We start from the raw sequence: 26,621 nt of genomic DNA on the forward strand, positions 1-26,621 counted from the left end.
GGTTCGCTTCGTGAGGGTGTGAGGGGCGAGCTACGACCGGTCCTTCTTCCGGCGGTTCAGGTCGAGCGCTCGCTTCTGCTTCCGGATGCGGTCCTGGATGCGCTGCAGGTCGGTGTTGTCGGTGGCGCTCTCGTCGCCTCGGCTCAGGTAGGCCGCGAGGGAGCGGATGGTCGGGTGCTGGAAGAGCTGCACGAGCGGGAGCTCGCGCTTCAGCGTCTCCTGGAGCTGGTGGTGCATCTGGGTCGCGAGGAGGGAGTGGCCTCCCAGCTCGAAGAAGTTGTCGTCCACGCCCACGCGGTCGACCCGGAGCAGGGACCTCCAGAGCGCCGCGAGCGTCTGCTCCAGCTCCGTGCCGGGGAGGACGTAGGCAGCGGCCAGCTCCGGGCGCGAGGTGTCCGGAGCGGGCAGGGCGCGTCGATCGACCTTCCCATGCGACGTCAGCGGCAGCGCCGCGAGCGTCACGAAAGCCGAGGGCACCATGTAAGGCGGCAGTGAGTCGGCGAGGAAGCGTCGCAGCTCCACGACTCCGGGCCGCGCGGTGGACGTCTTCCAGACGAGATACGCGACCAGCCGCTTGTCACCCTGGGCCTCGGCACGCACTGCGACGGCGGCGTCGAGGACCTCGGGGTGCTGGCGCAGGGCTGCTTCAATCTCTCCGAGCTCGATGCGGAAGCCGCGCAGCTTCACCTGGTCGTCGATGCGCCCCAGGAACTCCAGCGTGCCGTCCGGTAGATAGCGCGCGAGGTCGCCCGTCTTGTACATCCGCTCGCCGGGCTCGGGATGGAAGGGGTCCGGCAGGAAGCGCTCCGCGGTCAGCTCGGGGCGGCGCAGGTAGCCGCGCGCCACTCCGGATCCGGCGATGTGGAGTTCGCCGGGCACTCCGATGGGGACGGGGCGCAGGTGGCCGTCCAGCACGTAGAGCCGCGTGTTCGCGATGGGCCGGCCGATGGGCACGGTGCCCGCGGCGAAGTCGAGGTCGGTGACTTCATGGACGCAGCAGCCGACCACGGTCTCCGTCGGGCCGTACTCGTTGATGAGCCTCGTCGAGGGGGCGTGTGTCCGCCAGAAGCCCAGGCTCTCGCGTGAGAGGGCCTCGCCGCCGATGACGAAGGTGCGTGTTGCCCCTTCGGCGCACTTCGCCGGGAGGGAGCTTCGCAGCACGTCGAGATGCGCGGGCGTCAGCTTGACGAGGCTGAAGTCGCGCTGCTCCCGGAGCAGCTCCACGAGCGCGGCGAGCTCCTCCTGCTCCCGCACGAGGATGACCTTGCGGCCCACCCAGAGCGGCGCGAAGAGCCCGGTGATGGTGGCGTCGAAGCCGATGGAGGTGATGACGGGCGCACCGTCGCCGTTCGCGACCTCGTAGGCTCGGGTGCACCAGGCGAGATAGTTCGTCAGCCCGCGGTGCTCGATGAGCGCGCCCTTGGGGCGCCCGGTCGAACCCGAGGTGTAGATGATGTACGCCAGATTCGCAGGCGTGGCCTGGCGCCCCAGGTTCTCGCGTCCGTTCCTCGCCAGCTCATCCCAATCCGAGTCCAGGCGGACGACCTTCGCGCGGGTCTCCGGCAGTCGCGACAGGAGCGCGTGGTGCGTGAGCAACACCGTGACCTGCGCGTCCTCCAACATGTACGCCAGTCGCTGCGGGGGGTACGACGGATCCAACGGGACGTAGGCGCCGCCGGCCTTGAGCACACCGAGCAGCCCGACCACCAGGTCGATGGAGCGCGGGAGACAGAGGCCGACGAGCTTCTCCGGTCCCACGCCGAGCCGCACCAGGTGCCGGGCGACCTGGTTGGCGCTCTCGTTGAGCTGGCGGTAGGTGACCTCCACGTCACCCTGAACGAGCGCGATGGCGTCCGGGGTCCGCGCGGCCTGGGCCTCGAAGCGCTCGTGGAAACACGGCTCCTCGGAGATGGGGATGCGGGTGTCGTTCCACTCCACGAGGATGCGCCGTCGCTCGACGGTGCTCAGCAGCGAGAGGTCCTCCACACGCTGACGCGGGTCCTCGATGATGGCCACGAGCAGGGCCCGCAGGTGGTCGTCCATGCGCCGCACCGTCGCCGCGTCGAACAGGTCGCTGCTGTACTCCCAGGCCGCCGTCATCGTCTCGCTGCCGTCGGTCAGCTTGAGCGTCAGGTCGAACTGCGCCGTGTGCTGCTCCAGCGCCACCGATGCAATGGTGAGGTCCCCCAGGATGGCGGAGGCCCCCGGAGTGCCTGTCACCAGGGCCGCGATGGCTTGCTGGCGGTGCGGCTTCTCCAGCACGAACATCGTCTGGAAGAGCGGCGAGCGGCTCGTGTCTCGCTCGGGCTGCAGGCGCTCCACGAGCAGGGCCAGCGGGTACTCCTGATGGGCCAGGGCCCCCAGGACCGTCTGTCGGACCTGCCGCAGGACGTCCTCGAAGGTGGGGTTGCCCGTGAGCCGTGCACGGAGCGCGAGCTGGTTCACGAGATAGCCCACGGTGCCCGCCAGCTCGGAGCGGGTCCGCCCCGTCACCGAGGTCCCCACGAGCAGGTCGTCCTGCCCCGAGTAGCGGTGGAGCAGGAGTTGGTAGGCCGCGAGCAGCACCATGTACGGCGTCGCGCCGTGCGAGGCCGCGAGCGCCCTCACGCCCGCGACGAGGTCGCCTTCCCAGCGGGAGAGGTGCACCGCGCCCCGGAAGCTCTGCACCGGCGGCCGGGGCCTGTCCGTCGGAAGCGCGAGGACCTGTCGGGCTCCGGCCAGCTGCTCCCGCCAGTATCGCCAGAGGACTTCGCCGGCGGGGCCCGACAGCTGCTCCGCCTGCCACTTCGCGTGATGCGAGGGCTGCGCGAGGACGGGTGGGAGGGAGACCGGGCGCCGGGCCCTGAGGTCGGAGTACACGACAGCCAGTTCGTCCAGCAGCACCACGAGCGACCAGAAGTCGGTCACCAGGTGATGCGCGGTCAGCACCAGGAAGTGGTCTCCAGCGGCCCTGTGGAACAACCGGGTTCGCAGGAGCGGCGCGACTCGTGTGTCGAAGGGACGGTGGGTGTGCTCCAGCACCGCCTTGTCGAGCGTGTCCTGGCTCCAGCCCCTGGCGTCGAGGTTCGCGAAGTCCAGCGGGGGTGCTTCGTGCACGCGCGCCATGGGCTGGCCCGACATCGTCTCGAATGACGTGCGGAGCGCGGAGTGTCTCTGGGTCAGGAGTCCGAGTGCCTCCTTCAGCTTCTCCACATCCAGGTCGGAGACGATGCGCACCGCGAACGACACGTTGTAGGCCGCGCTCTCCGGGGCCAGTTGATGGAGGAACCACAGCGCCTGTTGTCCTCGCGAGAGCGGATGGGTGGGCTGAACGGACGACTCGAGCGTGGTGGATGGCTCGGTGACGGGTGTCGATGTGTTGCCCAGGACCTCCAGGAGGTGCGCGGCGAGCTGCTCCAGCGTGCTGTCCTGGAGGAACAGGACCAGCGAGACGCTCACGCCGAGCTCCGTCTCGAACCGGTGTTGGAGCTCCGTCGCGGCGAGGGAGTCCGTTCCGAGCTGAAGGAGTGTTCGGGTGGAATCGACCTGCGAGACGGGCAGGCGCAGGACCTGCGCGACGACCTGCTGGAGCCACGCGGTCAGCCAGGGGAGCGTGAGCAGCTCCTCCCGTGCGAGGACGGTCCTCGGCGTCTCGATAGCGTCCGAGGCGAGGACGCTGTCGCCGATGGACTCGAAGGTCCCTTCGAGGAAGCGCGCGCGACATGCGCTTCGTTGGATCTTGCCGCTCGAGGTCTTCGGGAGCTGCCCGGGCTTGAGCAGGATGACGGCGTGCGCCTGCAACTCGTGGTGCTCGGCGATGGCGTGGCGGATGGCCGCGATGACCTCTTCGACGTTCGCCTTGCGCAGCGCGACGCGCTCGACCTCCTGCGCGATGACCAACCGCTCGGTGCCGTCCACGACGACGGAGAACGCCGCGCCTCCATCGGGCCGCAGCGCGGGATGACTCCGGGCGACGGTCAGCTCCAGGTCCTGGGGATAGTGGTTGCGCCCCCGGATGATGAGCAGGTCCTTGAGGCGGCCCGTGACGAAGAGCTCCTCGCCTCGGAAGAACCCCAGGTCTCCGGTTCGCAGGAACGGCCCTTCTCCCGTGTCGGCGAGGTGGGCGTGGAAGCTCTCTTCCGTCTTCGCCGCGTTCCGCCAGTAGCCCATGGCGACGCTTCCACCCGAGACCCAGACCTCGCCAATCTCGTCCGCGCCGCGGCGGGTCCGGGACTCGGGGTCGACGATGACCACCGTCGTGCCGGGATGGACCCGCCCCGAGCCGACCAGCGCCGTCGCCTTGTCTCCCCCGGACGCGGGCGCGACCTCGTGTCGCTCCAGTCGCTCGGTGTCCACGTCACAGTAGACAGGCGGCGCCTCGACGAGCCCTCCGGTGACCATCAACGTGACTTCGGCCAGGCCGTAGCAGGGATAGAAGCTCCGAGGGCTGAAGCCCTGTGGCGCGAAGGTCGCGGCGAACGCGTCCAGGGTGGCGCGGCGGATGGGCTCCGCGCCGTTGTAGGCCATGGTCCAGCAGCTCAGGTCCAGCCCCGCTCGCTGCTCGGGTGTCGTCCTTCGCACGCAGTGCTCGTAGGCGAAGTTCGGCCCTCCGCAGTGCGTCGCGCGCAGGTCCGAGATGGCCTTCAGCCAGCGGATGGGCTGCTGCAGGAACGACGCGGGGGACATGAGGTGCGCGGGGAACCCCGCGTAGATCGGCTGGAGGATCCCGTCGATGAGGCCCATGTCGTGGAAGCTCGGCAGCCACGTCACCGACACGTCCTGGGGCCCGAGCCCGAAGGCCCGGCGGATCTGCCCGGAGTTGTGGAGGAGGTTCGCGTGGCTGACCATCACGCCCTTGGGCGTCGACGTGGACCCCGACGTGTACTGGAGGAAGGCGAGCGTGCCTCCCTCCAGGGCGGGAGTGCGCCAGGCGGTCGCGCGCGAGTCCTCGACCTCGTCGGTCGACAGCAGCCTCATTCGCGCGAACTCGGGCTGCTCCGCGAAGTGCGCGCGGATGCCGTCGGCGAGCGGGGACAGCGTGAGGATGGCGGTGGGCTCCGAATCCAAAAGGATGGACCGGAGGCGTTGGACCTTCTGGTTGCGCCGGGGCGGATAGGCGGGCACGGGCACGACGCCCGCGTACAGGCAGCCGAAGAACGCGGCGATGAAGTCCAGGCCGGAGGGGTAGAGCAGGAGCGCGCGGTCTCCGACGTGACTCGAGTCCCGGAGCGTGGCCGCGATGGCCTTCGCCTTCCTGGCGAGGAGCTCGTAGGTCAGCGACGCGCCCTGGGCCGTGTCGTCCCCCAGGAAGGAGAACGCGAGCCGTTCGGGCTGGTGCTCCGCCCGATGCTCCAGCAGGTCGACGAAGGTCGGGTGCTCGCGGCCCGACCCGGGCTCACTTGTCGCCATCGAGCTTCCTCAGGATCTCAGCGAGCTTGTCCGCGCTCACCGTGCCGATGAGCGCCTCGTCGATGGCCGTCGACATGCCTCGGAGGGTGGGGTGCGTGTAGATGCTCTTCGTGGACAGCTTGACGCCGAAGCTCCTGTTCACCCGGGAGATGAGCTGCGTGCCGATGAGCGAGTCCCCGCCCAGCTCGAAGAAGTCGTCCGTCGCGCCGATGCCGTCGATGCCGAGCAGCTCCTGCCACAGGGGGGCGAGCGACTCCTCGGTCTCTCCTCGTGGTCGCTCGTAGGTGTTGCCCAGCTTCGGTCGCGCGTGCAGGGAGGTCCCGCCCAGGGCCTCCAGGTAGAGCTCGGAGAGGTCGCGCCCGCGCGTCTTCATCACCTGGAGGTAGTCGGACGTGGAGATGAGCACGTGCGGGAGCCTGGACCCCAGGACGCGGCGGAAGACCTCGACTCCCTCGTGGTGCAGGATGCCGCGCTGGTCGAAGTCCTCCTCCTTCAGCTTCTGGAGTACCCGCGGCGCGCGCGCGTCGTAGGCCATGCCCTCGCCCCGCCACACGTCCCAGCTGATGCACGCCACGCGGCGATGGGCGCGCGCACTCCGGCCGTGGACGAACGCGTCGAGGAAGTTGTTCGCCGCCGAGTACGCGACCTGGCCGAACCCCGGCTCGATGGCCGAGAGCGAGGAGAAGAGGAGGAAGAAGTCGAGCGGCGCGTCCGCGAAGAGGTCGTGCAGGACCAGCGTTCCCAGCACCTTCGGCGCGAGCACGCGCGACAGCTCCCCGGGTGACTTCTGCTGGATGGCGCCGTCACCGAGCACGCCGGCCGAGTGGATGACGCCCTGGATGGGACCGAAGCGCTCGTTGGCGCGTGAGCGCGCCGTCCGCATCTGCTCGGCGTCGGCGACGTCCGCGCGGAGGACCAGGACCTCGGAGCCCAGCTTCTCCAGCTCGCGCAGCGCGAGGATGTGACGGTGGGTCGGGTCCTCCTTGGGATGCGCGGACAGCCACGCGTCCCACTCCCTCGGGTCCGGGAAGGGGGAGCGCTGTGTCAGCACGAGCTTCGCCTGGACGGCGCGCGCCAGGTACTCGGCCAGCGTGAGGCCCACCTTCCCCAGGCCGCCAGTGAGCAGGTAGACGCCGTGCTTTCGCAGCACCAGCGGAGGCTCGGGTGGGGCCTCCAATCGGACCGGCTCGAGCGTCCGCACCCAACGATGGGGGCCTCGATACGCGACGATGGCCTCCGATGACGTGGCCTGGAGCTCCTCCAGGAGCTGCGTCACCGGGTCCTCGAGCCCCGCTCGGGTCGGCACCGCGAGGTCCACGCTGGTGCACTGGATGTTCGGATACTCCAGCGGGATGACCTTGCACGGCGCGAGCAGCAGGGCCTTCTCCGGGGCCACCTCGTCGCCGTGGACCTCATGCAGGTCGTTGGACACGACCCAGAGCCGGAGCGCGTCCGTGACGCCTCGGCTGCCCAGGGTCTTCGCCAGCAGGAGCAGGCTGTCGAGTCCGAGCACTCGCGCCTGCTCGACCGCCGCGAGGCCCACCGTGGCGGTCTCGGAGGCGGTGACACTCCACAGGTGCACCATCCTGCTCGGGGTGATTCCCTGTCCCTGGAGCGCGCCGAGGAGCGCGTCGTAGTCGGCGGGCGCCTTCGGGTCGATGGTGAATCGATTCGGCCCGTCCTGGTGGAAGCCGGTACCGGCCCGCACCGTGATGCTGGCGTTGCCCAGTCGCTCCGCCAGCGCATCGCCCACGCCCAGCGCGTCGACGAAGAGCAGCCAGTGCCCGGCATCACCCAGAACCGACGGCTCATGACGGGGCACCCGCTTCCATGAGGGCACGTAGAACCAGTCGCCCACGTCGGCCTTCTTCGTGAGTCCCGCGGCCGCGCGAGGCTCTGTCTCGCCCGCGAGCCGCGTCGACTCCGTGAAGGCCGGCGCCACCGACTGTCCCGAGAGCGGTGACGAAGAGGCCTGAGCGAGCAGTGCGTGTTGTCCCAGGACATCCACGTCAGGCGCGGCCGCGGTCCTGCTGAACCCACTGGCCCCGAGGACCGCGCTCCACTGCGCGGGCGTGAAGAAGGGGTTGCCCTGGTCTCGCTCCGGGTCCTCGACCGGATTCATCATCAGGCTGTAGGTGATGGCGAAGTCCGGCGTGGGCTCGGTCAGCTCGCCCAGGAGCAGCAAGCCCCCGGGCGCGAGGAGCGAGCGCACGTGCGCGAGCGTGGTGCGCAGGTTGCGCGTCGCGTGGAGCACGTTGACGGCGACGATGACGTCGAACGACTCGAGGGGAAGCCCCTGCGCCTCGGGCGCGCGCTCGATGTCCAGCGGGACGTACTTCATGAACGGCCAGGCGCTGAACTTGCGCTTCGCCTGGGACAGGAACAGCGGCGCCACGTCGGTGAACGTGTACTCGGTGCGCTCGCGCGGCAGGATGGGGAGCAGCTCCGTGGTCGCGATGCCCGTGCCGCCGCCAATCTCCAACACCCGGAGCTTCGTGGCGGGCCCGAGCTGCCGCACCAGTCGCTCCACACCGGCGCGCAGGATGCCTCGGTAGTACGTCTTCAGCCCGAACTCCGTCTGCGCCTTCTCGGCCGAGCCCTCCAGGATGGACGCGAACAGCTCCGTCGGTGACTGCTCCCCGCGCAGGACGTCCCTCAGTGCGTCGCCACACCGGCGGATGAGGTCCACCACCTGCGGCGTCCTCGCCCAACGCTCCTCCGCGTCCCGCACCCGTGACTGCACCGTTTCAAGGGAACACGGGCGCAACGACCGATAGCGCCCCGTCGTGTCCTGTTCGAGCTGCCCTGCCTCCACGAGCAGTCGCAGCCACCGGGACAAGAGCTGCTCGTACCGGCCGATGACCCGGCACTGTCCGAGGAGCTCCTCGCGCGTGTACGCCGCGCTCGAATCAGGGAAGGCCCCGAGGGCGCGCAGCGTCACGTTCATGTACGCGGTGCAGGCCGCGTCCAGGCTGTGCTTGTCGAGCTGATGCGAGGAGGCATCGAAGCCCGCGAGCTCTTTCTCCGCCTGGGCACGCGCCGCCTCCTGCACGGGCTGCCAGAGCGTGGGCGATTCGGTGGCCTCCGCGCGAGCCGGGTCGATCCAATAGCGCTGACGCTCGAAGGGGTACGTCGGCAGGGGGACACGGCGGGGACGTGCGTCCCGCTGCGCCCTGGGCCAGTCCACCGAGAGGCCCTCCATCCAGAGCTGCCCGAGCGTGTCGAGCACGAACGAGAGGTCCGACGTCTGCTCTCGCGGATGCGGCAGGGACGAGAACACCGCCTGCGCGGGCGCGCGTCCGGGATGCTTCCTGACGAGCTGGGTCAACGTCCTGCCCGGGCCGACCTCGAGGAGCGCTCGCTGCCGGTCCTCGAACAACACACCGACACCCGCGGAGAAGCGCACCGTGCGCCGCAGGTGCTGGACCCAGTAGTCGGGGTCCGTCGCCTGGGCGGCCGTCAGCCACGTGCCGGTGAGGTTCGAGACAATGGGCGTCCGGGGCGCGTCGAGGCGCAGGCGTCGGAGCTGCGCCGCGAAGGGCGCCAGCACCGGCTCCATCATCTCCGAGTGGAACGCGTGCGAGGTCTCCAGGAGACTGCCGCCGAGCCCGCGTGAATCGAGCTGCTGTCGCAGCGCCGCGATATCCTCCGTCGTCCCCGAGACGACGCAGGACGAGGGCGCGTTGACGGCGGCCAGGCCGAGGCGTGTGCCTCCCAGCAGCGGTGTCAGCTCCTGCTCCGACAGCGGGACGGCGAGCATCGCGCCGGGCGGGAGCGCCTGCATCAGTCGGCCCCGAGCGACAACCAGCGCCAGCGCGTCCTCCAGCGAGAACACGCCCGCCAGCGTCGCGGCGACGTACTCCCCCAGGCTGTGGCCGATGGCCGCGTCCATCCGCAGGCCCCAGGCCATCCACATCCGCGCGAGGGCGTACTCGATGACGAAGAGCGCGGGCTGGGCGTTCTCCGTGCGCTTCAGCTTCTCGGCCGCGAGCTCGCGCTGCGAGTCCGGCGGGTAGAGCAGGGCCTGGAGATCCACACCGTGGCGACTCCGGAGCAGGTCGAAGCACCGGTCCGCGTGCTCCCGGAACGTCGGCTCCGTCCGGTGGAGCTCGCGTGCCATGCCGACGTGCTGGCTGCCTTGTCCGCTGAAGAGGAACGCGATGCCCCGGGCCGGAGACTCCGTATGCCGGGTGCGCACGCGCTGTGCGTCGCGCGTGCCCAGCGCGGAGGCCGCGTCAGCGAGGCCGTGGCACACCAACACGCGGCGATGCGCGAAGGGCTTGCGCCCGACCTGGAGCGTGTAGGCCACGTCCGCGAGCTCCAGCTCCGGGTGCGTATCCAGGTGATGGGCCAGGTTCGTCGTCGCCTGCTCCAGCGCCTCGCGCGTCTTCGCGGAGAGCACGAGCAGGTGTGGCCCCGCGACGGGCTTCGTGCGCGCGGGTACCGGCGGCTCCTCCAGGATGGCGTGGGCATTCGTACCGCCCAGGCCGAAGGAGCTGACGCCGGCGCGCCGGGGGAACCCCTGGGGCTTCCACTCGGTGAGCGCGGTGTTGACGAAGAAGGGCGTGCTGGCGAAGTCGATGCGCGGGTTGGGCGTCTCGAAGTGCAGGCTCGGCGGCAGCTGCCCATGCTGGAGGGCGAGGGTGGTCTTGATGAGCCCCGTGACACCCGCCGCCGCGTCCAGGTGCCCGACGTTGGTCTTCACCGAGCCGAGCGCGCAGAACGACGTGGCCTCCGTGCTGGCGCGGAACGCCTGCGTCAAAGCCGCGACCTCGATGGGGTCTCCGACGGTGGTGCCCGTGCCGTGGGCCTCCACGTAGGTGATGCTCCGGGCGTCGACCCCCGCGGAGGCGTGGGCCTCCATGATGGCGGCCGCCTGCCCGTCGATGCTCGGCGCCGTGTAGCCCGCCTTCGTCGCGCCATCGTTGTTGATGACCGCGGACTTGATGACCGCGTAGATGCTGTCCCCATCCGCGAGCGCGTCCTCCAGCCGCTTGAGGATGACGACCGCCGCGCCGTTCCCGATGACGGTGCCCTGGGCCCGCGCGTCGAACGCGCGACAGTGTCCGTCCGGCGAGAAGATGCTGCCGGGCTGGTGCAGATACCCCGTCTGCGGAACGGTGATGGAGACGCCGCCCGCCAGCGCCAGGTCACACTGGTACGTGAGCAGCGCCTGGTGCGCCACCGCCGTGGCCACCAGCGACGTCGAGCAGCCAGTCTGCAGCGTGAGGCTGGGCCCCTTGAGGTTCAGCTTGAAGGAGACCCGCGTCGCCAGGTTGTCCTTGTCGTTGCCCAGCAGGACCTGGTGCCCCGTCTCCGGGCCGAGCAGGTGGGGATGCGTCGCGAGGTTGAACAGCAGGTAGCTGGGCCAGCCCGCGCCCGCGTACACGCCCACGGTGCCTGCGTGGGTGTCCGAGGTGTAGCCCGCGTGCTCCAGCGCCGACCACGCGACCTCCAGGAACACCCGCTGCTGCGGGTCCGTCAGCTCGGCCTCACGGGGACTGAAGCCGAAGAACGCCGCGTCGAACAGCTCCGCGCCGGCGAGCACCCCCTTCGCCCGCACATAGTGCGGCGAGGCCAGCGATGCGGGCGGGACACCGCGGGCGCGCAGCTCCTCGTCGGAGAAGAACGTGAGCGTCTCCGTGCCCGCCTTCAGTGCGCGCCAGAACGAAGCGATGTCCGCGCAACCTGGGAACCGCCCCGCCATTCCGATGATGGCGACCGCGGCCCCGGTGTCGCTGGTGGGCTCGAGTGACTCCACGGGCTGCGACTCCTTGGGAAGAACGCCAGGGGTGGACGTGCCTAGAAGTTGAGGAAGCTGAGGCTGGAGAAGATCTTCCGCCGCGTGTCCGTGTAGGCATTGCGGCCATGCAGGTAGCGGGAGTTGTCGATGAACGCCAGGTCCCCCGGATGCCAGGCGATGGCGTCCTCCAGCTCCTTCATCGCCTCCTGGACCTCGGAGACGATGTCGTCCGAGATGGCCGAGCCGTCATCGAAAGACATCAGGTCCCCCAGTGTATTCTTGCGCTCCGACAACAGGCTGTTCGCGAACGCGTCCTGCCCTCCGTAACGGGTCTTCACCACCGCGGGACAGACATATTCGAGGTAGATGGAATCGTCTGGGCTGACGTAATAGGAGACACCCTCAATTCCATCCAAGGTGGTCTGAACGTCGGCCAGGGTGGCGCCATTCCCCATGAAGCGCTGCCATTTGTCGTTGGAGTATCGCTGGAAGAATCGCAGCTTCTTGTTCCGGAAGAGCTGCTTGAGCTCCGGGCGGAGCTTCTCCCAGAGGCGGACCCCGTCCCAGGCGAGCGTCTCGCCGCCCTCCGCCGCGGGGACGCTGCAGCAGAACCAGAGCGCGTCCGGACGGAAGGGGGAGTTGGCCTGCTCGGCGTGGGGCTCCACGTAGCCCATGCCCTCGGTCACCATCTGCACATAGCCGTCGCTCCCGGCGACGACGGGGCGCAGGCGGTCCCGGTTGAAGCGCGTGCTGAAGCGACCCGCGAAGTCATGCATCACCTGCGGGCTGGTGGTGAAGCCCCGGAAGATGACCAGGCCCGCGGACTTGAAGAGCGCGATGAGCTCCTCCGCGGGCAGTTGGAGGATGTCGTCCGGACCCTCCCGGTGGACGAGCCGGCCACTGCCGCTTCCAAACGGTTCGATTCTGAGCGTCATGGACGCCTCCCCTCGATGCGGGTGATGGCTGTAATTTTATGGATAGACAGTCTTGGTCAGGTTATCCGGGTATATGCCGGAATATGCGCTAGGCTTGATGATTTGATTGAATGGGATGGAAGTCAATACGAAGTCAATGCAGAGGCCCCTCATGCGAATCGGTCTCGTTGCACTCCCCTGGTCGCTCCATCGGCATCCCTCCTCGGCGATGGGGGCGCTGTCCGCGTACCTGCGTCAGCAGGAGCCGACGGTGGAGGTGGAGTGCCGCTCCGCCTATCTCGAGGTGGCGAACGAGATTGGCCTGGCGTTCTATGACCTCATCTCCCAGAACTCGTATGAGGTCGGAGAGATGTTGTACACGCCGTGCCTCTTCCCGCAGCAGAAGCAACGGGTGCGTGACTTCTTCGTCAAGCGGATGGAGGCGACCGGAGAGGCATTGACGGGGCCCGGCGCCATCGTGTCCCCGGCCCACTTCGGGGAGGCGTCGACGTGGGAAGAAGTCTTCGACACGCTCACCGCCCGGCTGGAGGCGCACCTGGACCGGCTGGCGGACGCGCTGGCGGGGCGCTTCGACGTGGTGGGCCTCACGACCTGCTTCGGTCAGCTCTTCGCGAACCTCTCGCTCTGTCAGCGCATCAAGCAGCGCTCGCCCGCCACGAAGACGTTGCTGGGCGGGTCGACCATCTCCAACCAGGTGGGGCCATCGCTGCTGAGGGAGTTCGACTTCCTGGACTACATCATCCAGGGAGAAGGGGAGCAGCCGCTGCTCGCGCTGGTGCGTCAGCTGCGCGAGGGGCAGACGGAGATGCGGGGCATCAAGGGCGTCATCTCGCGGGCCACGGCGGGGGAGCTCGCGGGCGGCGCGCAGCTCTGGGAGGTGCCCAACATCAATGCGCTCCCGCTGCCGGATTACGACGAGTATGCGCGCAAGGCGGAGGAGGGGAACCTCCTGTGGTTCCTCACCATCGAGGGCTCGCGCGGGTGTTGGTGGGACCGGGCCAAGCGCACGGGGAACCCGAAGGCCACGTGCTTCTTCTGCAACCTGAACGTGCAGTGGAATGGCTACCGCGAGAAGAGCGCCGAGCGCGTGGTGACGGACATCCTGGCGCTGAACGGGCGCTACCAGACGAACGTGCTCTTCTTCCTGGACAACATCATCCGCGCCAAGGGCATCGAGGAGTTCGCGGACCGGGTCATCGACACCGGGAAGGACTTCGTCATCTTCTATGAGATGCGCGCCAGCGTCCGGCCCTACGAGCTCTTGCGGCTCTGGGAGGCGGGCGTGCGCTACGTGCAGTTCGGCATCGAGGGGCTGTCCAATTCGTACCTGAAGCGGATTGGCAAGGGGACGTCGGTCATCGCCAACCTGCAGGCGATGAAGGTCTGCCACGAGCTGGGCATCCTCAACAGCGCGAACCTGTTGACGGACTTCCCGGGCGCGCGGCAGGAGGAGGTGGAGGAGACGACGCAGATCATCCTGGACTACGCGCTGCTCTACACCCCGCTGAACCCGAACCGCTTCTGGCTGGGGCGGGGCGCGACCATCGACACGCTGAGCCAGGAGTACGGCCTGTCGAACATCCGCAACGCGGACTTCTACAAGGTGGGGTTGCCGGAGGAGGTCTATCAGCGCATCTCGCTGCTCGACCTCTCGTATGACAGCCCGAGCACGCCCACGGACTGGAGCAGCGTCTACGACGCGTGCCGGAAGTGGGGGCGGGCCTACGCGGCGGCGAAGGAGACGCAGTACCGGCACCTGCTGACGTACCTGGACAGCGGCGACTCGATGCGGCTCTACGACACGCGCAGCGGGATGCTGAACAACATCGTGCTGCGGGGACTGGAGCGGGACGTCTACATGGCCTGCATGGAGATCCAACGCTGGGAGGACCTCCGCGAGGAGTTCATCGAGACCGGGCGCGCGACCCAGGACGAGGTCGCGGCGCTGCTCGGACGCTTCGTCGAGCAGCGCATCGTGTACCAGGAGGGGAGTCGGCTGGAGGGCAGTCGCTTCCTGTCGCTCGCGCCCGCGTACACCGCGGAGATGGCGACCCGCCGCATCCGCCGCGCCCACGAGGCCGCGCAGCTGCGCCGCAAGAAGGGGACGGCCGCGCCTCGACAGGAGCAGCCCGTCGCCCTCGCCGAGAGCGCTTGAGCGGACGCCCCGGCGTGGACCCTGCTGGGGGTGTGTAACCATCGGGGGCGATATCGCGTATGGTGGGAGTCTGGCCCCCCGCGTCCATGGTGCGGGGGGCATCCGTTCAGCCGGAGGCCTCCCCGTGGTCAGCCCCATCTCCCCTCGGACCGTTTCCATCCCCACCCAGGCCCGTACGACGGAGCCCGTCGCGTCCCCGGCGACGCCGCTCCCCGCCGTGAGCCCTTTCTCCCAGGACGCCCTGGAGCGCGCGAAGCCCGAGCTCGTGAACCTCACGGGGCACAGCCCGGCGCGCACCGCCGCGCCCGAGGGGGCGAGCGCCGTGGCGACGGACGCGGGGGCCGCGCAGTCGGTCGGCCCGAAGCTGCTGCACCTGGACGCCGGTTGGACGCCGCAGGGGCAGGGCTACGACGCGAAGCGCGACCAGGTGCTCACGACCTACTACGCCGATGGCCGTGGCGTGCTGCTCTCGCTCCAGGACAAGGACTCGGGCGTGGAGGCGCAGCAGGTCCGCCTGGGGGGCTCCAGCTCCAACCCCGAGGCCGGGGCGCCCTCTCACGGTGGCGGTGTCTCCACGGACGGTGAGTTCGTCTACGTTTCCGACACCCATCACCTCTACGTCTACCGGCGCGAGGACATCGAGAACGCGAAGCCGGGCGCCGAGGTGCCGGCCTTCCAGGTGACGGAGGTCCCCAGCGGCGACGGGCTGACGGACCCGGCGACGGGCATCGGCCTGGTGTCCGCCGGCAGCTACATGACGGTGAGCGATGGCTACGCGTACGTCGGCTCGTACAGCAAGGACGGCGATGGCAAGGCGGGCGCCGTGTGGCGCTACGAGCTCGACGAGAAGACCGGGGAGATCATCGAGGGCTCGCGCCAGGGCCCCATCCGCGCGCCGGACCGCGCGCAGGGCATGACGGTGGTCGACGGGGCGCTGCTGTTCACCACCGGCGACCAGAAGCTGGTCTACCAGCCTTTCGAGGGCACCCCGGACTCCTTCACCGCGGACATCTCCGAGCGCAAGGACATCAGCAACGGGCTCATCGACCCGTATGCCCAGGGCTTCAACATCATCGATGGCGAGCTGTGGGTGACGTACGAGAGCGGCTCGGAGAAGTACCGCGACAAGCTCAATCCCAAGTATGAGCCCCGGGAGCACATCCAGCGGATTCCGCTGGAGGACCTGGACCTCGAGGCCGTCGGCGTCACGCCCGAAGACCTCGAGGGCTGAGGCTCGCGATGCGGCGCGCCGCGCAGGCGAGGCGCTGCATGCCGCGTCGGGTGTCCGCTCACCCCGCGGTGCGCGTGAGGCAGTAGAGGGTGGTGAGCTCGCGAGAGCGCGCCATGTGCAGCGGGTCCGAGGTGTCCTTGGACTTGGAGTGTCGGGCCGCTGTCGAGCGGCTCCACTTCACCGTCAGGCCGCAGCGGGCGAACTGCTCCTGGAGCCATCCCTGGGGGCGCAGGCCGAGCAGGACCGCGAGGTCGGAGAGGATGAGCAGCCCCTCGCCTCCGGGCGTGAGCGCGTCGGGGAGCCCTTCGAGGAAGCGCCGCAGGAACTGGTTGTCCTCGTCGAACACCGCGCGGTCCACGCGGTTCTTCGGGGGCTCTGGAATCCACGGCGGGTTGCACACCACGAGGTCCGCCTTGCCCTCCGGGAAGAGGTCCCCCTCGGTGACCTGGAAGGACTTGCGCAGCCCCAGCCGCTCCGCGTTCTCCCGGGCACAGGCCACCGCGCGGGAGTCGATGTCCGTCGCCTGCACGGACGAGGCGCCTCGCTGGAGGAGGAGGAACGAGAGCACACCCGTGCCCGTGCCGATGTCGAACACGCGCGGGCCCTTCAGCGTGGGGAGCGAGAGGAGCAGCTCCACGTAGTCGGTGCGAGTGGGCAGGTACACGCCGTAGTGCGGATGGATGAGGCCGGTGAGGCCGGGCACCGACAATCCCTTGCGCCGCCACTCCGCGGCCCCGAGCATGCCGAGCAGTTGCTTGAGAGGGACGACGGTGAACTCCGTCTCGGGCTCGCCCCAGACCTGTCGGCAGGCCAGGGCGACGTCGGGTGCGCGTGAGAGTGCGAGCCGGTAGTCGCGGTCGAGTGACACGACGATGCGCGACAGCGTCTCGTGCTCCAGTTGCCGTGCGCGGCGCTCGGCGCGGAACGCCTCCAGGGGAGTGCGGGCGTTCGACGCACGCTCCAGTCGGCGGCCGAGTGCGCCCAGCAGCTGCTTCGCGTTGTGGAAGTCGCCGGAGTACAGCAGGAACTCGCCTCGGCGGACCCGCTTGAGCGCCGTGTCCGCGCTGAGCCGATCGTCCACCGGGTGCAGTCGGGCAGGAGAGGGCTCATCGCTCTCCGAGCGCCAGGTGAACGGGGCGCCAGCAGGCAGCGGTGCGGCGGGGGCGACGGTGGGCGCCGGTCCCTTGGACGGGGGAGCGGTTCGAGGGGGGCGTGGCATGGACCCGGTGGGTAGCACGTCCACGCGCGGGTGTGGAGACAGCGTGCGGAGAGGGGCATGAGGCCCCCCTCCGCGTCGCCTTCGTCACGGAATCTCGGGCGGGCAGTAGATCGCGCAGTTGCCAGGACCCTGCGGGAAGCAATCCTCCGGGCACGTCGCCCGGGTCTCCGAGCCATTGCAGATACCGTCACCGCAAACCATGCAGTCCGCTGGGCAGAGCTCACCTGACTCACAGACGTTGTCCCCGCACGGTTCCCCAGGGGAGTCCATGGTGACATCTGTCGTGGGTGTGTGGCTTTGGCGCTCGTTGAATCGCAGACAGGGTGTCTGGATGTGTCGGCGAGCGGCGGGGGGCGCGATTCCCTCGCCAGGTCAGGGGCACCTCCGAGCTCGATGGCGGAACGCCCCGCGAGCGGCACCCGTCAGGCAGCCAATCGCCCGCCCCGGCGAGCGAGCGATTTCAGTTGCGTCGCTGAAATTGCGAGTCAATATTGAAATGAAAAGTGAAGGAGAGCACGTGACGACGAGCGTGACCGAGAAGGTGTACCGACGGGGCCCGTTCCCCGTGAAGTTCCGCTGCCTGGAGGTGCTGCGGGTGACGCCCGTCACCCCGCATGTGGTGCGCATCACCCTGGGCGGCCAGGACATCGAGGGCTTCCACAGCGAAGGCGCCGATGACCATGTGAAGGTCCTGTTCCCGGAGCAGGGCAAGCGCCGGCCCGTGATTCCGACCATGGGCCCCACCGGCCCCCAGCTCCAGCCCGGTGAGAAGAAGCCCGACTCGCGCGACTACACGCCGCGCCGCTACGACTCCACCACCGGCGAGCTGGACCTGGACTTCGTCCTCCACGGCTCCGGCCCCGCATCTTCGTGGGCCGCCCAGGCGAAGCCCGGCGACATGCTCGGCGTCGGCGGCCCGCGCGGCTCGCTCTTCGTCTCCAATGACTTCGACTGGTACCTGCTCGCCGGCGATGAGACCGCCATCCCCGCCATCGCCCGCAGGCTGGAGGAGCTGCCCGAGGGCGCCCGCGCCATCGTCTTCGTCGAGGTGGCCGACGCCAGCGAGGAGCAGCCGCTCACCACCCGCGCCAACGTGACGCTCACCTGGCTGCACCGCAACGGCGCCGAGGCGGGCTCCACCGGCCTGCTCCACAAGGCCATCCGCGAGCTCGACTTCCCGCCCGGCGACTACTTCGCCTGGGTGTCCGGAGAGTCGTCGGAGATGCGCACCATCCGCGAGCACCTGCTCAACGAGCGCGGCACGCAGAAGAGCTGGGTCCGCGTCACCGGCTACTGGAAGCGTGGCCACGCGGACCACATCCACGATTCCAAGTGAAACACCCCTCGGGGAGGCCAGCCACTCCGGCCTCCCCGAAGGCGAGCGCTACGCGGGCTTCGCGAGCGAGCGCAGCACCTCGCCCGCCATCTCCACCGTGTAGTCGATCTGCTCCTCGGTGTGCGCCGCGCCGATGAAGTTCACGTCCCGGCGCAGCAGGATGCCCCGACGCGCCATGCCGCCCTGGAACGGCGTCATCAGCTTCGCGTGCTCCGCCATGTCGGGCGAGTAACGGAAGAAGGGGATGGCGTCGTAGCCCAGCACGCGCAGCGACGAGCCCGCCGCCTCCGCCTTCTGGTTGATGCCCTCCCGCAGCTTGCGGCCCAGGTGCGAGACGTGCTTCGCCGGGTCGTTCTGCTTGTAGTGCTTGAGCACCGCCTCGCACACCGCCAGCGTCAACAGCTCACCGCCGAAGGTGGTGGACACCTGCAGGTCCGCCAGCTTGGAGAGGTACTTCGCCGGGCCGGAGATGGCCGACAGCGGCATGCCCGCGGCGATGCTCTTGGACATGCAGCAGATGTCCGCCTTCACGCCGAAGAACTCCTGCGCGCCGCCCAGCGCCAGACGGAAGCCCGTCACCACCTCGTCCATCACGAACATCACGTTGTGCGCCGTGCACGCCGCGCGCACCTGCTTCATGAAGTCCGCGGACAGCACGCGGTTGTACGGGATGGAGAGGATCACCGCCGCCAGTTGGCTGGCCTGCTTCTCGATGGTGGACAGCAGCACCGCCTCGTCCGGGGGCGTGAAGAGCGGCAGGCGCGTCGTCAGGCCGGCGATGGCGGCCGGCACGCCCGGCGTGTCGAACATGAAGTGGTCGTGCCAGCCGTTGTAGCCGACCGTGATGATGCGCTCCTTGCCCGTCACGTAGCGCGACAGGCGCACCGCCGCGGACGTGGCGTCCGCGCCCGTCTTGAAGAAGCGCGCCTGCTCCGCGCCCGGCACCAGGTCCAGCAGGGCCTGGATGGACGTCACCTCGACGGGCGTGGGCAGCGAGTGGAGCACCCCTTCCTCCAGGTGCTTGCGAATCGTGTCCACCACCGCGGGGTGGTTGTGGCCCAGCATGTTGGCGCCGAGGCCGCTGATGAAGTCGATGTACTCCTGGCCGTCCACGTCCTCCACCAGCGCGCCCCGGCCCTTGGCGAGGAACACGGGGAAGGAGCCGGGGGCGAAGTGCTCCGGCTTCTTCATCATCGACTGGGTGACGCCGGGGACCGTCTTGCGCGCCTCGGCGAGGAACTGGTTCGAGCGCTCCAGCTTCATCTCACCCTGGATGGGGCGGGGGAGGGACGGGTGCTTCTGGGGGGGCATGTCCATGGGGCTTCCTTTGAATCGAGGTGCTGCGGGGGCTGCGTTTCAGGGAGAAGGTTCGAGGCTCACGTCGTCGCCGTCTTCAGGGCCACCGCGCTCCGGCCGAGCGTCCACAACAGGCCCAGCGACAGGAGCGTCACGGCCACGGCCATCCACCCCACCTGGCCGAAGCCGACGAGCGCGCCGTCCGGAGCGGTGGTGATGAAGAGGCCGCTCACCCACGCGGCCAGCCCGGAGGCGCCGTCGCTCGCGGCCATGTTGACGGCGAGGAACCGTCCGCGCAGCGAGGGCGGCACGCGCGACGACACCAGCGCGATGGTGGGGATGGCGCGCGTGGACGTCACCGCCATGAAGAGCACGAAGGCCGCTGTCACCACCGGCAGCGACGACGAGGACAGGTGTGTGAACAGCAGGTGCGGGCCCACGGTGCCCACCAGGAGCCACCCGAGCATCCGCCCCGCGCCCAGGCGGTCCGTGAAGCGCCCCACCAGCTTCGCCGCCACCAGCGTTCCCGCGCCGCCGCCCAGGTACACCCACGGCAGGTCCGTCTGCGCGAGGCTCAGGTTGCCCACCATGAAGGTGCCCAGGTACGGAATCAGCAGGAAGCTGGCGAACACCACGAAGAAGGTCAGCACCCAGCCCATCGCCACGCCCGGCGAGGCCAGCGTCGACAGCGGATTGCTCCGGGGCTCGTGGGCGCCGCGCGACAGGTGCTGTACGACGGGCGGGAGCACGCGCCACAAGCCCAGCCACAGCACGAGCGCGAGCGCGCAGATGACGAAGAACGGCGAGCGCCAGCCGAACAGGTTCGCGAGCCCCAGGCCCAGCGGCACCCCGGCCACGGCGGACAGGCCGAGCGCGGACATCACCGTGCCGATGGCCCGCCCCCGGCGCTCGCCCGGGACGACGTCCGCGATGATGGCCATGATGACCGCGCCCATCAGCCCCGCGCACGCCCCCGCCAGCGCGCGCGCCACCAGCAGCGAGACGAACCCCGACGCGAGACCGCAAGCGGCGGTGGCGAGGATGAAGCCCGCGTAGATGGCCAGCAGCGTGCGCTTGCGGTCGAACCTGTCCAGCCAGAACAGCCCCAGCACCCCCATGGCCGCGGAGGCCAGGGTGTACGAGGAGACCATCGCGCCGAACTGCGCCGTGGTCAGGCCGAAGCGCCGGATGAACTCCGGCCCCAGCGGCATGATGATCATGAAGTCCAGCAGGTGGCTGAACTGGACCCCCGCGAGCAGCAGGGTCAGCACTCGCTCCTGAGGGGGTGGAGAAGCGGCGTTCACGAGAGACTCCATCTTCACGGACCCGCGTCGGTCGCGCGGGCAAGCGTCTAGGGGCGCACGAAGCGCACACGAATCGGGGGAGAGACCGCCGCGTAGGGACGACCCTCGCGGTCCAAGGCGGTGTCGAAGCGCGCCTTGCGTGCACACGCGAGCGCGGCCTGGCCGAAGCCATGGCCCGGGTCCGAGACGAGCTCGGCGGACGTCACCTCGCCGTACTCGTCCACGGAGACGCGCAGCACCACCGTCTGGTCATCGATGCGAAGCGTGTCGGCTTCCTTCGGCCAGGGGCAGCTCCAACTGCGCGCCGAGAGCTGGATGGAGCGCGCCCGGCTTCCACCGGTGCCCGTGCCCTCGCTGTCTCCGGCGGGCACCGTGTTGACGGCCGTGGTGGAGCGGCCCGTGGAGGCCGTCACACCGCCCGCGTAGCGCGGGGCATCGCCGGTCGTCATGTCGAAGTCGGTGAAGTCGAGCGGCGCGGCCGGCTCCTTCGCCGTCACCACGGCGCCTGCCCGAGCGGGCTCGGCGGGGGCGGGGCGGGCGGAGTCTCGTGGAGCGGGGCTCGGCGTCTTCACGCGCGGCGCCGGCGGGTCCGCGCGGGCGACGCGTTGAGGTGGCGGCGGAGGAGGTGGCGGCGGGGGATTCAGGTCCACCTCGTGGTCCACCTGGATGACCTGCTTGCGCGCGGTGGCCACGGGCAGCCGTCGCTCGGAGGAGGACTTCCAGCCGTGCCAGGCCACGACTCCCACGGTGGCGTGCACGAGGCCGGAGATGAGCAGCGTCCACGCGAGGCCATGGCGGCTCTTCCGCGCGGGCGGCGGTCCCAGGATGATGCTCGCGATGTCCTCGTCGCGACGAGGCGCGGGCTCAGGGAGTGACACGCCCGTCCTCCGCCGTGGGGGGCGCCTCGGTGGGCTCCGGCCGCACGGTGCCGAACGCGACCTTGGTGAGCCCCGCCTCCTTGAGCTGGTCCAGCACGAAGATGACCCGGCGATGGGGCACGGCGCCGTCCGCCTGGATGACGGCGCGCAGCTCGGCGTCCTTCGCCAGCGCCTGGCGCGCGCCGTCCCGCAGCGCGACGTCGGAGACCTCCTCGCCGTTCACCAGCACCTGGCCCGTGGACGAAATCGCCACCGCGTAGACGGTCTGCACGTCCTCGCTCTGGGCCGCCTTGGGCAGGTCCAGGGGCACGGCGGGGCTGTCCACCAGCCGCGCGGTGACCATGAAGATGATGAGCAGCACCAGCATGATGTCCACGAGGGGCGTGACGTTGATGCCCTCGATCAACCCACCGCGAGGCTGCGTTCCGCCGGCCATGCTCAGGCGCCTCCGTTCCGCTCACGGGCGGAGACGTAGGCCAGCACCAGGTTCGTCAGCGCCTCCGCGTCCGCGAGGATGCTGGCGATGCGGCGCTGGAAGTAGTTGTAGGCGGCGACGGCGGGCAGGGCCACGCCGATGCCGACGGCGGTGGCCACCAGCGCCTCGGCGATGCTGCCCATCGCCGCGTTGGAGGCGACCTGGCTGGTGCCCGTGGGCGCGCCCTGCGTTTTGCTCAGCGCCTCGAAGGCCAGCAGCACGCCGATGACGGTGCCGAACAGGCCGATGAACGGCGCGTTGTTGCCCAGCGTGCCCAGGAAGGCCAGCCGGTTCTCCAGCGTGGAGCGCTCGATGGCGAGCGCGCTCTGCATGCCCTTCTCCGCGGCCGTCATGCCCTGCGGCGCGAGCCTCAGCCCCGCGCGCGCCACGGCGGCGCCCACCGACGTGCGCTTCTCCAGCGTGGAGATGGCGGCGGGGAAGTCGCCCGTGGACAGCGTCGCCTCCAGCGCGCCGGACAGCTCGCGGACCCGGTCCTGCTTGGTGCGGAACAACCACCAGCGCTCGAGGATGATGCCCAGGCTCACCAGCGACAGCGCGAACAGGAGCCAGAGCACCCAGTTGGCGCCCCAGTGGATGAAGACATCCTTGACGATTTCGACGATGTGCATGGGTCCGGTCCTCGAGGTCGTCGGTGGGGCGCGGTTCGACCCCGGAGGCACCCTGTGTGAAGCCGGTGCCTCTGGGGCCGTCCCGCCAGGACTTCAGCGCAGTTGCAGGAACGAGAAGATGAGGCCGTCGGAGCTGAAGACGAGCTTGCCGCTCTGGTCCGTGAGCTCACGGAAGTTGGTGAGCGACGAGTTGTTGGTGAACTCGGTGAAGAGCAGGCGGTTGTCGTCCGCCTCGTAGAGGAACGTGCTGCCGGAGGAGGCGGGGAGCGTGTTCACCGCGGTGGCGGTGAAGGTGCTCAGGTTGAGCTGCCAGAACTTCCAGGCCGGGGCGCTGGCGACCAGGCGCGGGTGGGCCTCCGGGTCCACCGTGTAGCCCTGCTCGTCCAGCACGCGCAGGTAGGCGGTGCCGTTGGGGCCGCGCAGCAGCGAGCCCGTGGTGGTGCCGTTGGTCAGCCCCGACAGCTCGCGGTAGAAGTTCGCGTCGAACGCGCCGCTCTCCGGGTTGAAGCGGATGAGGCAGGGCGTCGCGGCCTTGTCCGCGCCCTTCAGGCGGTTGACGGCGGAGCCGTACGCCTCGGTGGCCAGGTACACCTGGTTGTCCGGGCCGACGACGCTGTCACGCACCCAGCCGCAGCGGTTGTCCGTGACGACCTTGACCGAGTCGTTCGTGGTGTCGATGACCACCACGCCGGCCTGGTTGATGACGGCGATGTCCGCGCTGGGGCGCCAGGCGATGGGGATGATGAGGCGGGTGCCCACGCGCACCGGCATGGTGGAGAAGGACGTGAGCGCGCCCTCGATGGCCAGGCCCGGCAGGGGGATGGCGCTCGTCACGGACATCGCGGTGGGGTTCCACACGATGATCTGCGCCGTGTGGGCGTCCACGAAGTACGCCTTGGTGTCCGAGATGAACTGGAACTGGTGCTGGTACTCCTCGATGTTGTCGATGCCGCGGCCCTTGAAGCTGACCTCGCCATCGGACTCGAGCTTGCCCTTGGAGGTGATCTTGAACCGCTCGACCTTGGCCTCCTCGCTGTGGCTGACGAACAGCACGCCCGCCTTGCGGACGCCGGAGCCGAGCGCGCGGCCGGGAATCTCCACGGCGTCCTTGAGGGAGATCTTCTCGGTCTGGTCGACCGAGCGCAGCAGCGCCACGTAGCTGATGGCCTCGCCGTCGACGCTCGACTGGGTGATGGCGGCGTAGAGCGGGCCGTCGTAGTCGGCCTCGTCGGAGTCCTCGTCGTCACCGCAGCCCGTGAAGAGCGACAGCGCGAGCGCCGCGGCGGTGATGCGCGGCAGGGGGAAGAACGAACGGACCTTCATGGGGGGATTTCCTTTCACGACGTTGCGAGATGAAGCGTGGGGACTGAGTCAGAGCTCGGCGACCATCTTGGCGGACACGCCGCGGCCGGGGCGTTGCACGCCGTAGAAGTCCATGGCGGTGGCATCGGTGAGGTTGCGCACGTCGACCGTCCAGCTCAGCGTCGCGCGAGCGGTCCGCGTGACGTACGTGACGGCGAGCGAGTGCAGCAGCTGCGAGGGGATGCGCGACTTCGAGTCCTTGCTGCCCAGCCCCTCCCAGCCCCGGTAGAAGGTGTTGACGAAGCGGGTGTGCCAGGACAGCGACAGCTCGTCGCGCGCGGAGGCCAGGCCGCTCAGCTGGAGGCGGGCGCTGCCGTTGGCCAGGAGCGAGGGCCGGCCGGGCAGGCGCTGTCCGTCGAACGCGCCGAAGTTGCCCTCGGAGGAGGCGTTGCGGATGTCCTGGAAGGTCGCGTTGCCATCCAGCGAGAGGTACTGGCCTGGCGAGGTCCACCCCGCCGCGCCCGTGGCGCCCAGGATGCGGGCCGCGAAGACGTTCTGGTAGGTGAAGTAGCCCTCGCGGCCGATGGGCATGATGAACTGGTCGGTGAGGCGGGCGAAGCCCAGCGCGCCGCCGCGGAACGTGCCCCGGGGCGTCTCGCCGCTGTCGAACGCGAGCTCCAGGTTGACGTTGTGGCTGGTCTCCGGCTCCAGGGTGAGATTGGAGTCGATGAGCATGCCGTCGCCGAAGATCTCATCGGGGCCGGGCAGGCGCGTGGCCCACTCGTACGCGGCCTTGGCGGTGAGCCGGGGCGTGACGTGGTAGCGCAGCGAGTCGCCCACGCCGAAGTTGAAGGTGTCCCGGTCGACGGGTGCGAAGGCGCCGCTGGCGCTGATGCGCTCCGCGCGCGCCAGCTGCACGTAGCTCTTGGCGAAGGCGATGTTCTCCAGCCGCTCGTCGAGTGCATCGAGCTCGTGCTCGAGCCCCGTCACCAGGTTGAACAGGCCGCGGTCCCCCCTGAGCGGGTCCTGCTGTCCCAGCCGCGCCAGCGCGCGGTCCTCTCCGGCGCGCGTCACGTACGTGGGCGCCACGGCCAGGCGCAGCATCTGGTTCGGGGCGAAGGTCCACCCGGCGTTGGCCCGGACGAAGGCCGTGTGCTGTCCCACCCGCCGGTCGATGGCGCGGGACTGAAGCTCCCCGGGCTGGGGCAGGGTGAGGATGCAGCGGCCGAACCAGTCGTAGGCGCAGGAGCCCAGGTCCGTCAGCGAGGCGCGGCGGTAGACGTAACCCCCCACGGCGTCCAGCACGAGGTCGCGCCCGGCGAGCTGCTCGAAGCGGAGCGTGGCGCCACCGGAGCGGTTGCTCGTGTCGACGTCGCCATACGCGTTGCTCATGGTGGCGTCGTGCTGGACCTCCTTGGTGGAGGCGGAGCCGAAGACGCGCAGGCTGAGCCTGCGGGCCCAGGGCCGGTTCAGCACGCCGACCTCCACGCCGCCGCCGCCCGCGCGGAAGGCGTCATGGAAGCGCGGCAGGCGCGCGTCGTGGATGCGGCCCTCGGCGTCGTCCACCTTCACGTCCACCCGGTAGTCGTTGGGGCTGGAGTCGAAGAAGCCGCTGGCGCGGACGAACATCCCGGAGCCGGTGCCGTGCTGCGCGCTCGCCGTCACCCGGTGCGTCTCGAACGAGCCCAGCTCATACGAGGCCGAGGCGCCCGTGCGCTGGAGGTTCTCCGAGGTGACGATGTGCACCGCGCCCCCCAGCGCGTCCGCGCCGAAGCGCGCCGGCACCACGCCCTGGTACAGCTCCATGCGCTGGACCAGGTTGACGGGCACGTTCGCGAAGTCCGGGCCGAAGCCGGCGAGCTCCAGCGGGACGCCGTCGATGAAGAAGCGCACCTGGTCCTCGGACAGGCCCGCCAGCGAGAAGCGCGCGCGGCTGCCCAGGCCCCCTCCACGCCGCACGTCGACGCCCTCGGTGCGCGCCAGCGCCTGGGCCATGTCCACGGCCTCGCGCTGGAGGTTCTCCGTCTCGATGACCTTCACCGACTCGGCGGATCGCCGCCGACGGTTCGCCACGGACTCGCCCTCCACCGTGACTTCGATGGCCTCCTGGGTGACGTCCACGGGCGCGGTGGTGATGACCGGCGGTGGCTCGGTGGGCTCGCCCGGAGAGGAAGGCCCCTGCGGCGCGGGCTCCTCCGATGCGGTCGGCTCGGAAGCGACGTCGCGCGCGTGGCCGGGAGCCTCCGTCACCACGGTGGGCTCGGGGGTGACGGGGAGCCGGAACTCGTAGCTGTAGGCGATGCGCGAGGGGACGGCGACCCCGTCACGTCGCGCGGGCTCGAAGCGGAAGCGCAGCGCGGCGTCCTTCGCCGCCTCGTCGAAGCCGTGGCCCTGGGGTTCCAGGACCTGCGCCTCGATGACGCCGCCCTGGTCATCCAGCGTCAGCTTCAGCCGGACGGAGGCCTCCAGCCGGGCCTGCTCCGCCTCGGCCGGGTAGGGCGCCTCGATGAAGGTCACCAGCTTCGGCGGCACCACTGACGGCGGTGGTGCCTCCGCGCCAGGAGGGGGCCCACCGTCGACCTGCGCCCACACGGGCAGCGGCGCGGCCAGGCACGCCAGCAACGCCGCGCCCTGGAACACGCGCCCCGCTCCACGCCGGGCGTGGATTATGAAAATGGTTCGCATTTTCATTTTCGATGCCGTCTATTCCCGGGGTGCCATTGATGTCAA

General features: G+C 69.7%; 14 protein-coding genes. 3 read left to right on the forward strand and 11 right to left on the reverse strand.

The window, feature by feature from the left end; genetic code table 11:
* Positions 1–30 precede the first annotated feature (30 nt).
* Genes VZQ01_RS40220 through VZQ01_RS40230 form a run of 3 tightly spaced genes read right to left on the reverse strand, consistent with a single transcriptional unit; the run spans position 31 to position 12,066 of the window.
* Complete coding sequence (locus VZQ01_RS40220) at positions 31–5,388, reverse strand: non-ribosomal peptide synthetase (RefSeq protein WP_426746288.1); 5,358 nt, start codon at positions 5,386–5,388, stop codon at positions 31–33.
* Positions 5,375–11,149 carry a type I polyketide synthase gene (locus VZQ01_RS40225; RefSeq protein ID WP_426746289.1) on the reverse strand — a complete coding sequence of 1,925 codons (5,775 nt, stop codon included), beginning with the start codon at positions 11,147–11,149 and terminating at the stop codon, positions 5,375–5,377. The genes VZQ01_RS40220 and VZQ01_RS40225 overlap by 14 nt, the downstream gene beginning before the upstream one ends.
* A 41-nt stretch (positions 11,150–11,190) precedes the next feature.
* A complete protein-coding gene (locus tag VZQ01_RS40230) occupies positions 11,191–12,066 on the reverse strand; it encodes a TauD/TfdA dioxygenase family protein (protein ID WP_141332462.1) in 876 nt (291 codons plus the stop codon).
* A 151-nt stretch (positions 12,067–12,217) separates the two neighbouring features.
* On the opposite strand from VZQ01_RS40230, the gene VZQ01_RS40235 reads away from it, so the two are divergent.
* Together VZQ01_RS40235 and VZQ01_RS40240 are read left to right on the forward strand one after the other, a co-directional pair.
* Positions 12,218–14,221 carry a RiPP maturation radical SAM C-methyltransferase gene (locus tag VZQ01_RS40235; RefSeq protein ID WP_426746290.1) on the forward strand — a complete coding sequence of 668 codons (2,004 nt, stop codon included), beginning with the start codon at positions 12,218–12,220 and terminating at the stop codon, positions 14,219–14,221.
* 217 nt (positions 14,222–14,438) lie between these two features.
* Complete coding sequence (locus VZQ01_RS40240; RefSeq protein WP_426746291.1) at positions 14,439–15,452, forward strand: lactonase family protein; 1,014 nt, start codon at positions 14,439–14,441, stop codon at positions 15,450–15,452.
* A gap of 58 nt (positions 15,453–15,510) precedes the next feature.
* Here the strand turns inward: VZQ01_RS40240 and VZQ01_RS40245 are convergent, their stop codons facing one another.
* Entirely contained in the window at positions 15,511–16,671 is a 1,161-nt protein-coding gene (locus VZQ01_RS40245) for a methyltransferase (protein ID WP_426746292.1), read from the reverse strand.
* 517 nt (positions 16,672–17,188) lie between these two features.
* Between VZQ01_RS40245 and VZQ01_RS40250 the strand changes: the two genes are divergently transcribed.
* Positions 17,189–18,007, forward strand: a complete 819-nt coding sequence (locus tag VZQ01_RS40250) for a siderophore-interacting protein (RefSeq protein ID WP_248542546.1) — start codon at positions 17,189–17,191, stop codon at positions 18,005–18,007.
* A gap of 48 nt (positions 18,008–18,055) precedes the next feature.
* Here the strand turns inward: VZQ01_RS40250 and mxcL are convergent, their stop codons facing one another.
* The 7 genes from mxcL to mxcH form a co-directional block, all read right to left on the reverse strand.
* A complete protein-coding gene (gene mxcL / locus VZQ01_RS40255) occupies positions 18,056–19,324 on the reverse strand; it encodes a myxochelin B biosynthesis transaminase MxcL (RefSeq protein WP_426746293.1) in 1,269 nt (422 codons plus the stop codon).
* Positions 19,325–19,383: 59 nt separating this feature from the next.
* Entirely contained in the window at positions 19,384–20,574 is a 1,191-nt protein-coding gene (gene mxcK / locus VZQ01_RS40260) for a myxochelin export MFS transporter MxcK (protein WP_426746294.1), read from the reverse strand.
* An 80-nt stretch (positions 20,575–20,654) separates the two neighbouring features.
* The gene (locus VZQ01_RS40265) at positions 20,655–21,485 is read right to left on the reverse strand and encodes a TonB family protein (protein WP_426746295.1); all 831 of its coding nucleotides are present in this window, start codon (positions 21,483–21,485) and stop codon (positions 20,655–20,657) included.
* The gene (locus tag VZQ01_RS40270) at positions 21,472–21,921 is read right to left on the reverse strand and encodes an ExbD/TolR family protein (RefSeq protein ID WP_426746296.1); all 450 of its coding nucleotides are present in this window, start codon (positions 21,919–21,921) and stop codon (positions 21,472–21,474) included. The genes VZQ01_RS40265 and VZQ01_RS40270 overlap by 14 nt, the downstream gene beginning before the upstream one ends.
* Before the next feature lie 2 nt (positions 21,922–21,923).
* Positions 21,924–22,589, reverse strand: a complete 666-nt coding sequence (locus VZQ01_RS40275; protein WP_426746297.1) for a MotA/TolQ/ExbB proton channel family protein — start codon at positions 22,587–22,589, stop codon at positions 21,924–21,926.
* Positions 22,590–22,682: 93 nt separating this feature from the next.
* A complete protein-coding gene (locus VZQ01_RS40280; protein WP_426746298.1) occupies positions 22,683–23,912 on the reverse strand; it encodes a DUF4374 domain-containing protein in 1,230 nt (409 codons plus the stop codon).
* Between the two features lie 48 nt (positions 23,913–23,960).
* A complete protein-coding gene (gene mxcH / locus VZQ01_RS40285; RefSeq protein ID WP_426746299.1) occupies positions 23,961–26,531 on the reverse strand; it encodes a TonB-dependent siderophore myxochelin receptor MxcH in 2,571 nt (856 codons plus the stop codon).
* Positions 26,532–26,621 lie beyond the last annotated feature (90 nt).

Origin of the sequence: Myxococcus faecalis (assembly GCF_050039385.1) — a bacterium.
GTDB lineage: Bacteria > Myxococcota > Myxococcia > Myxococcales > Myxococcaceae > Myxococcus > Myxococcus fulvus.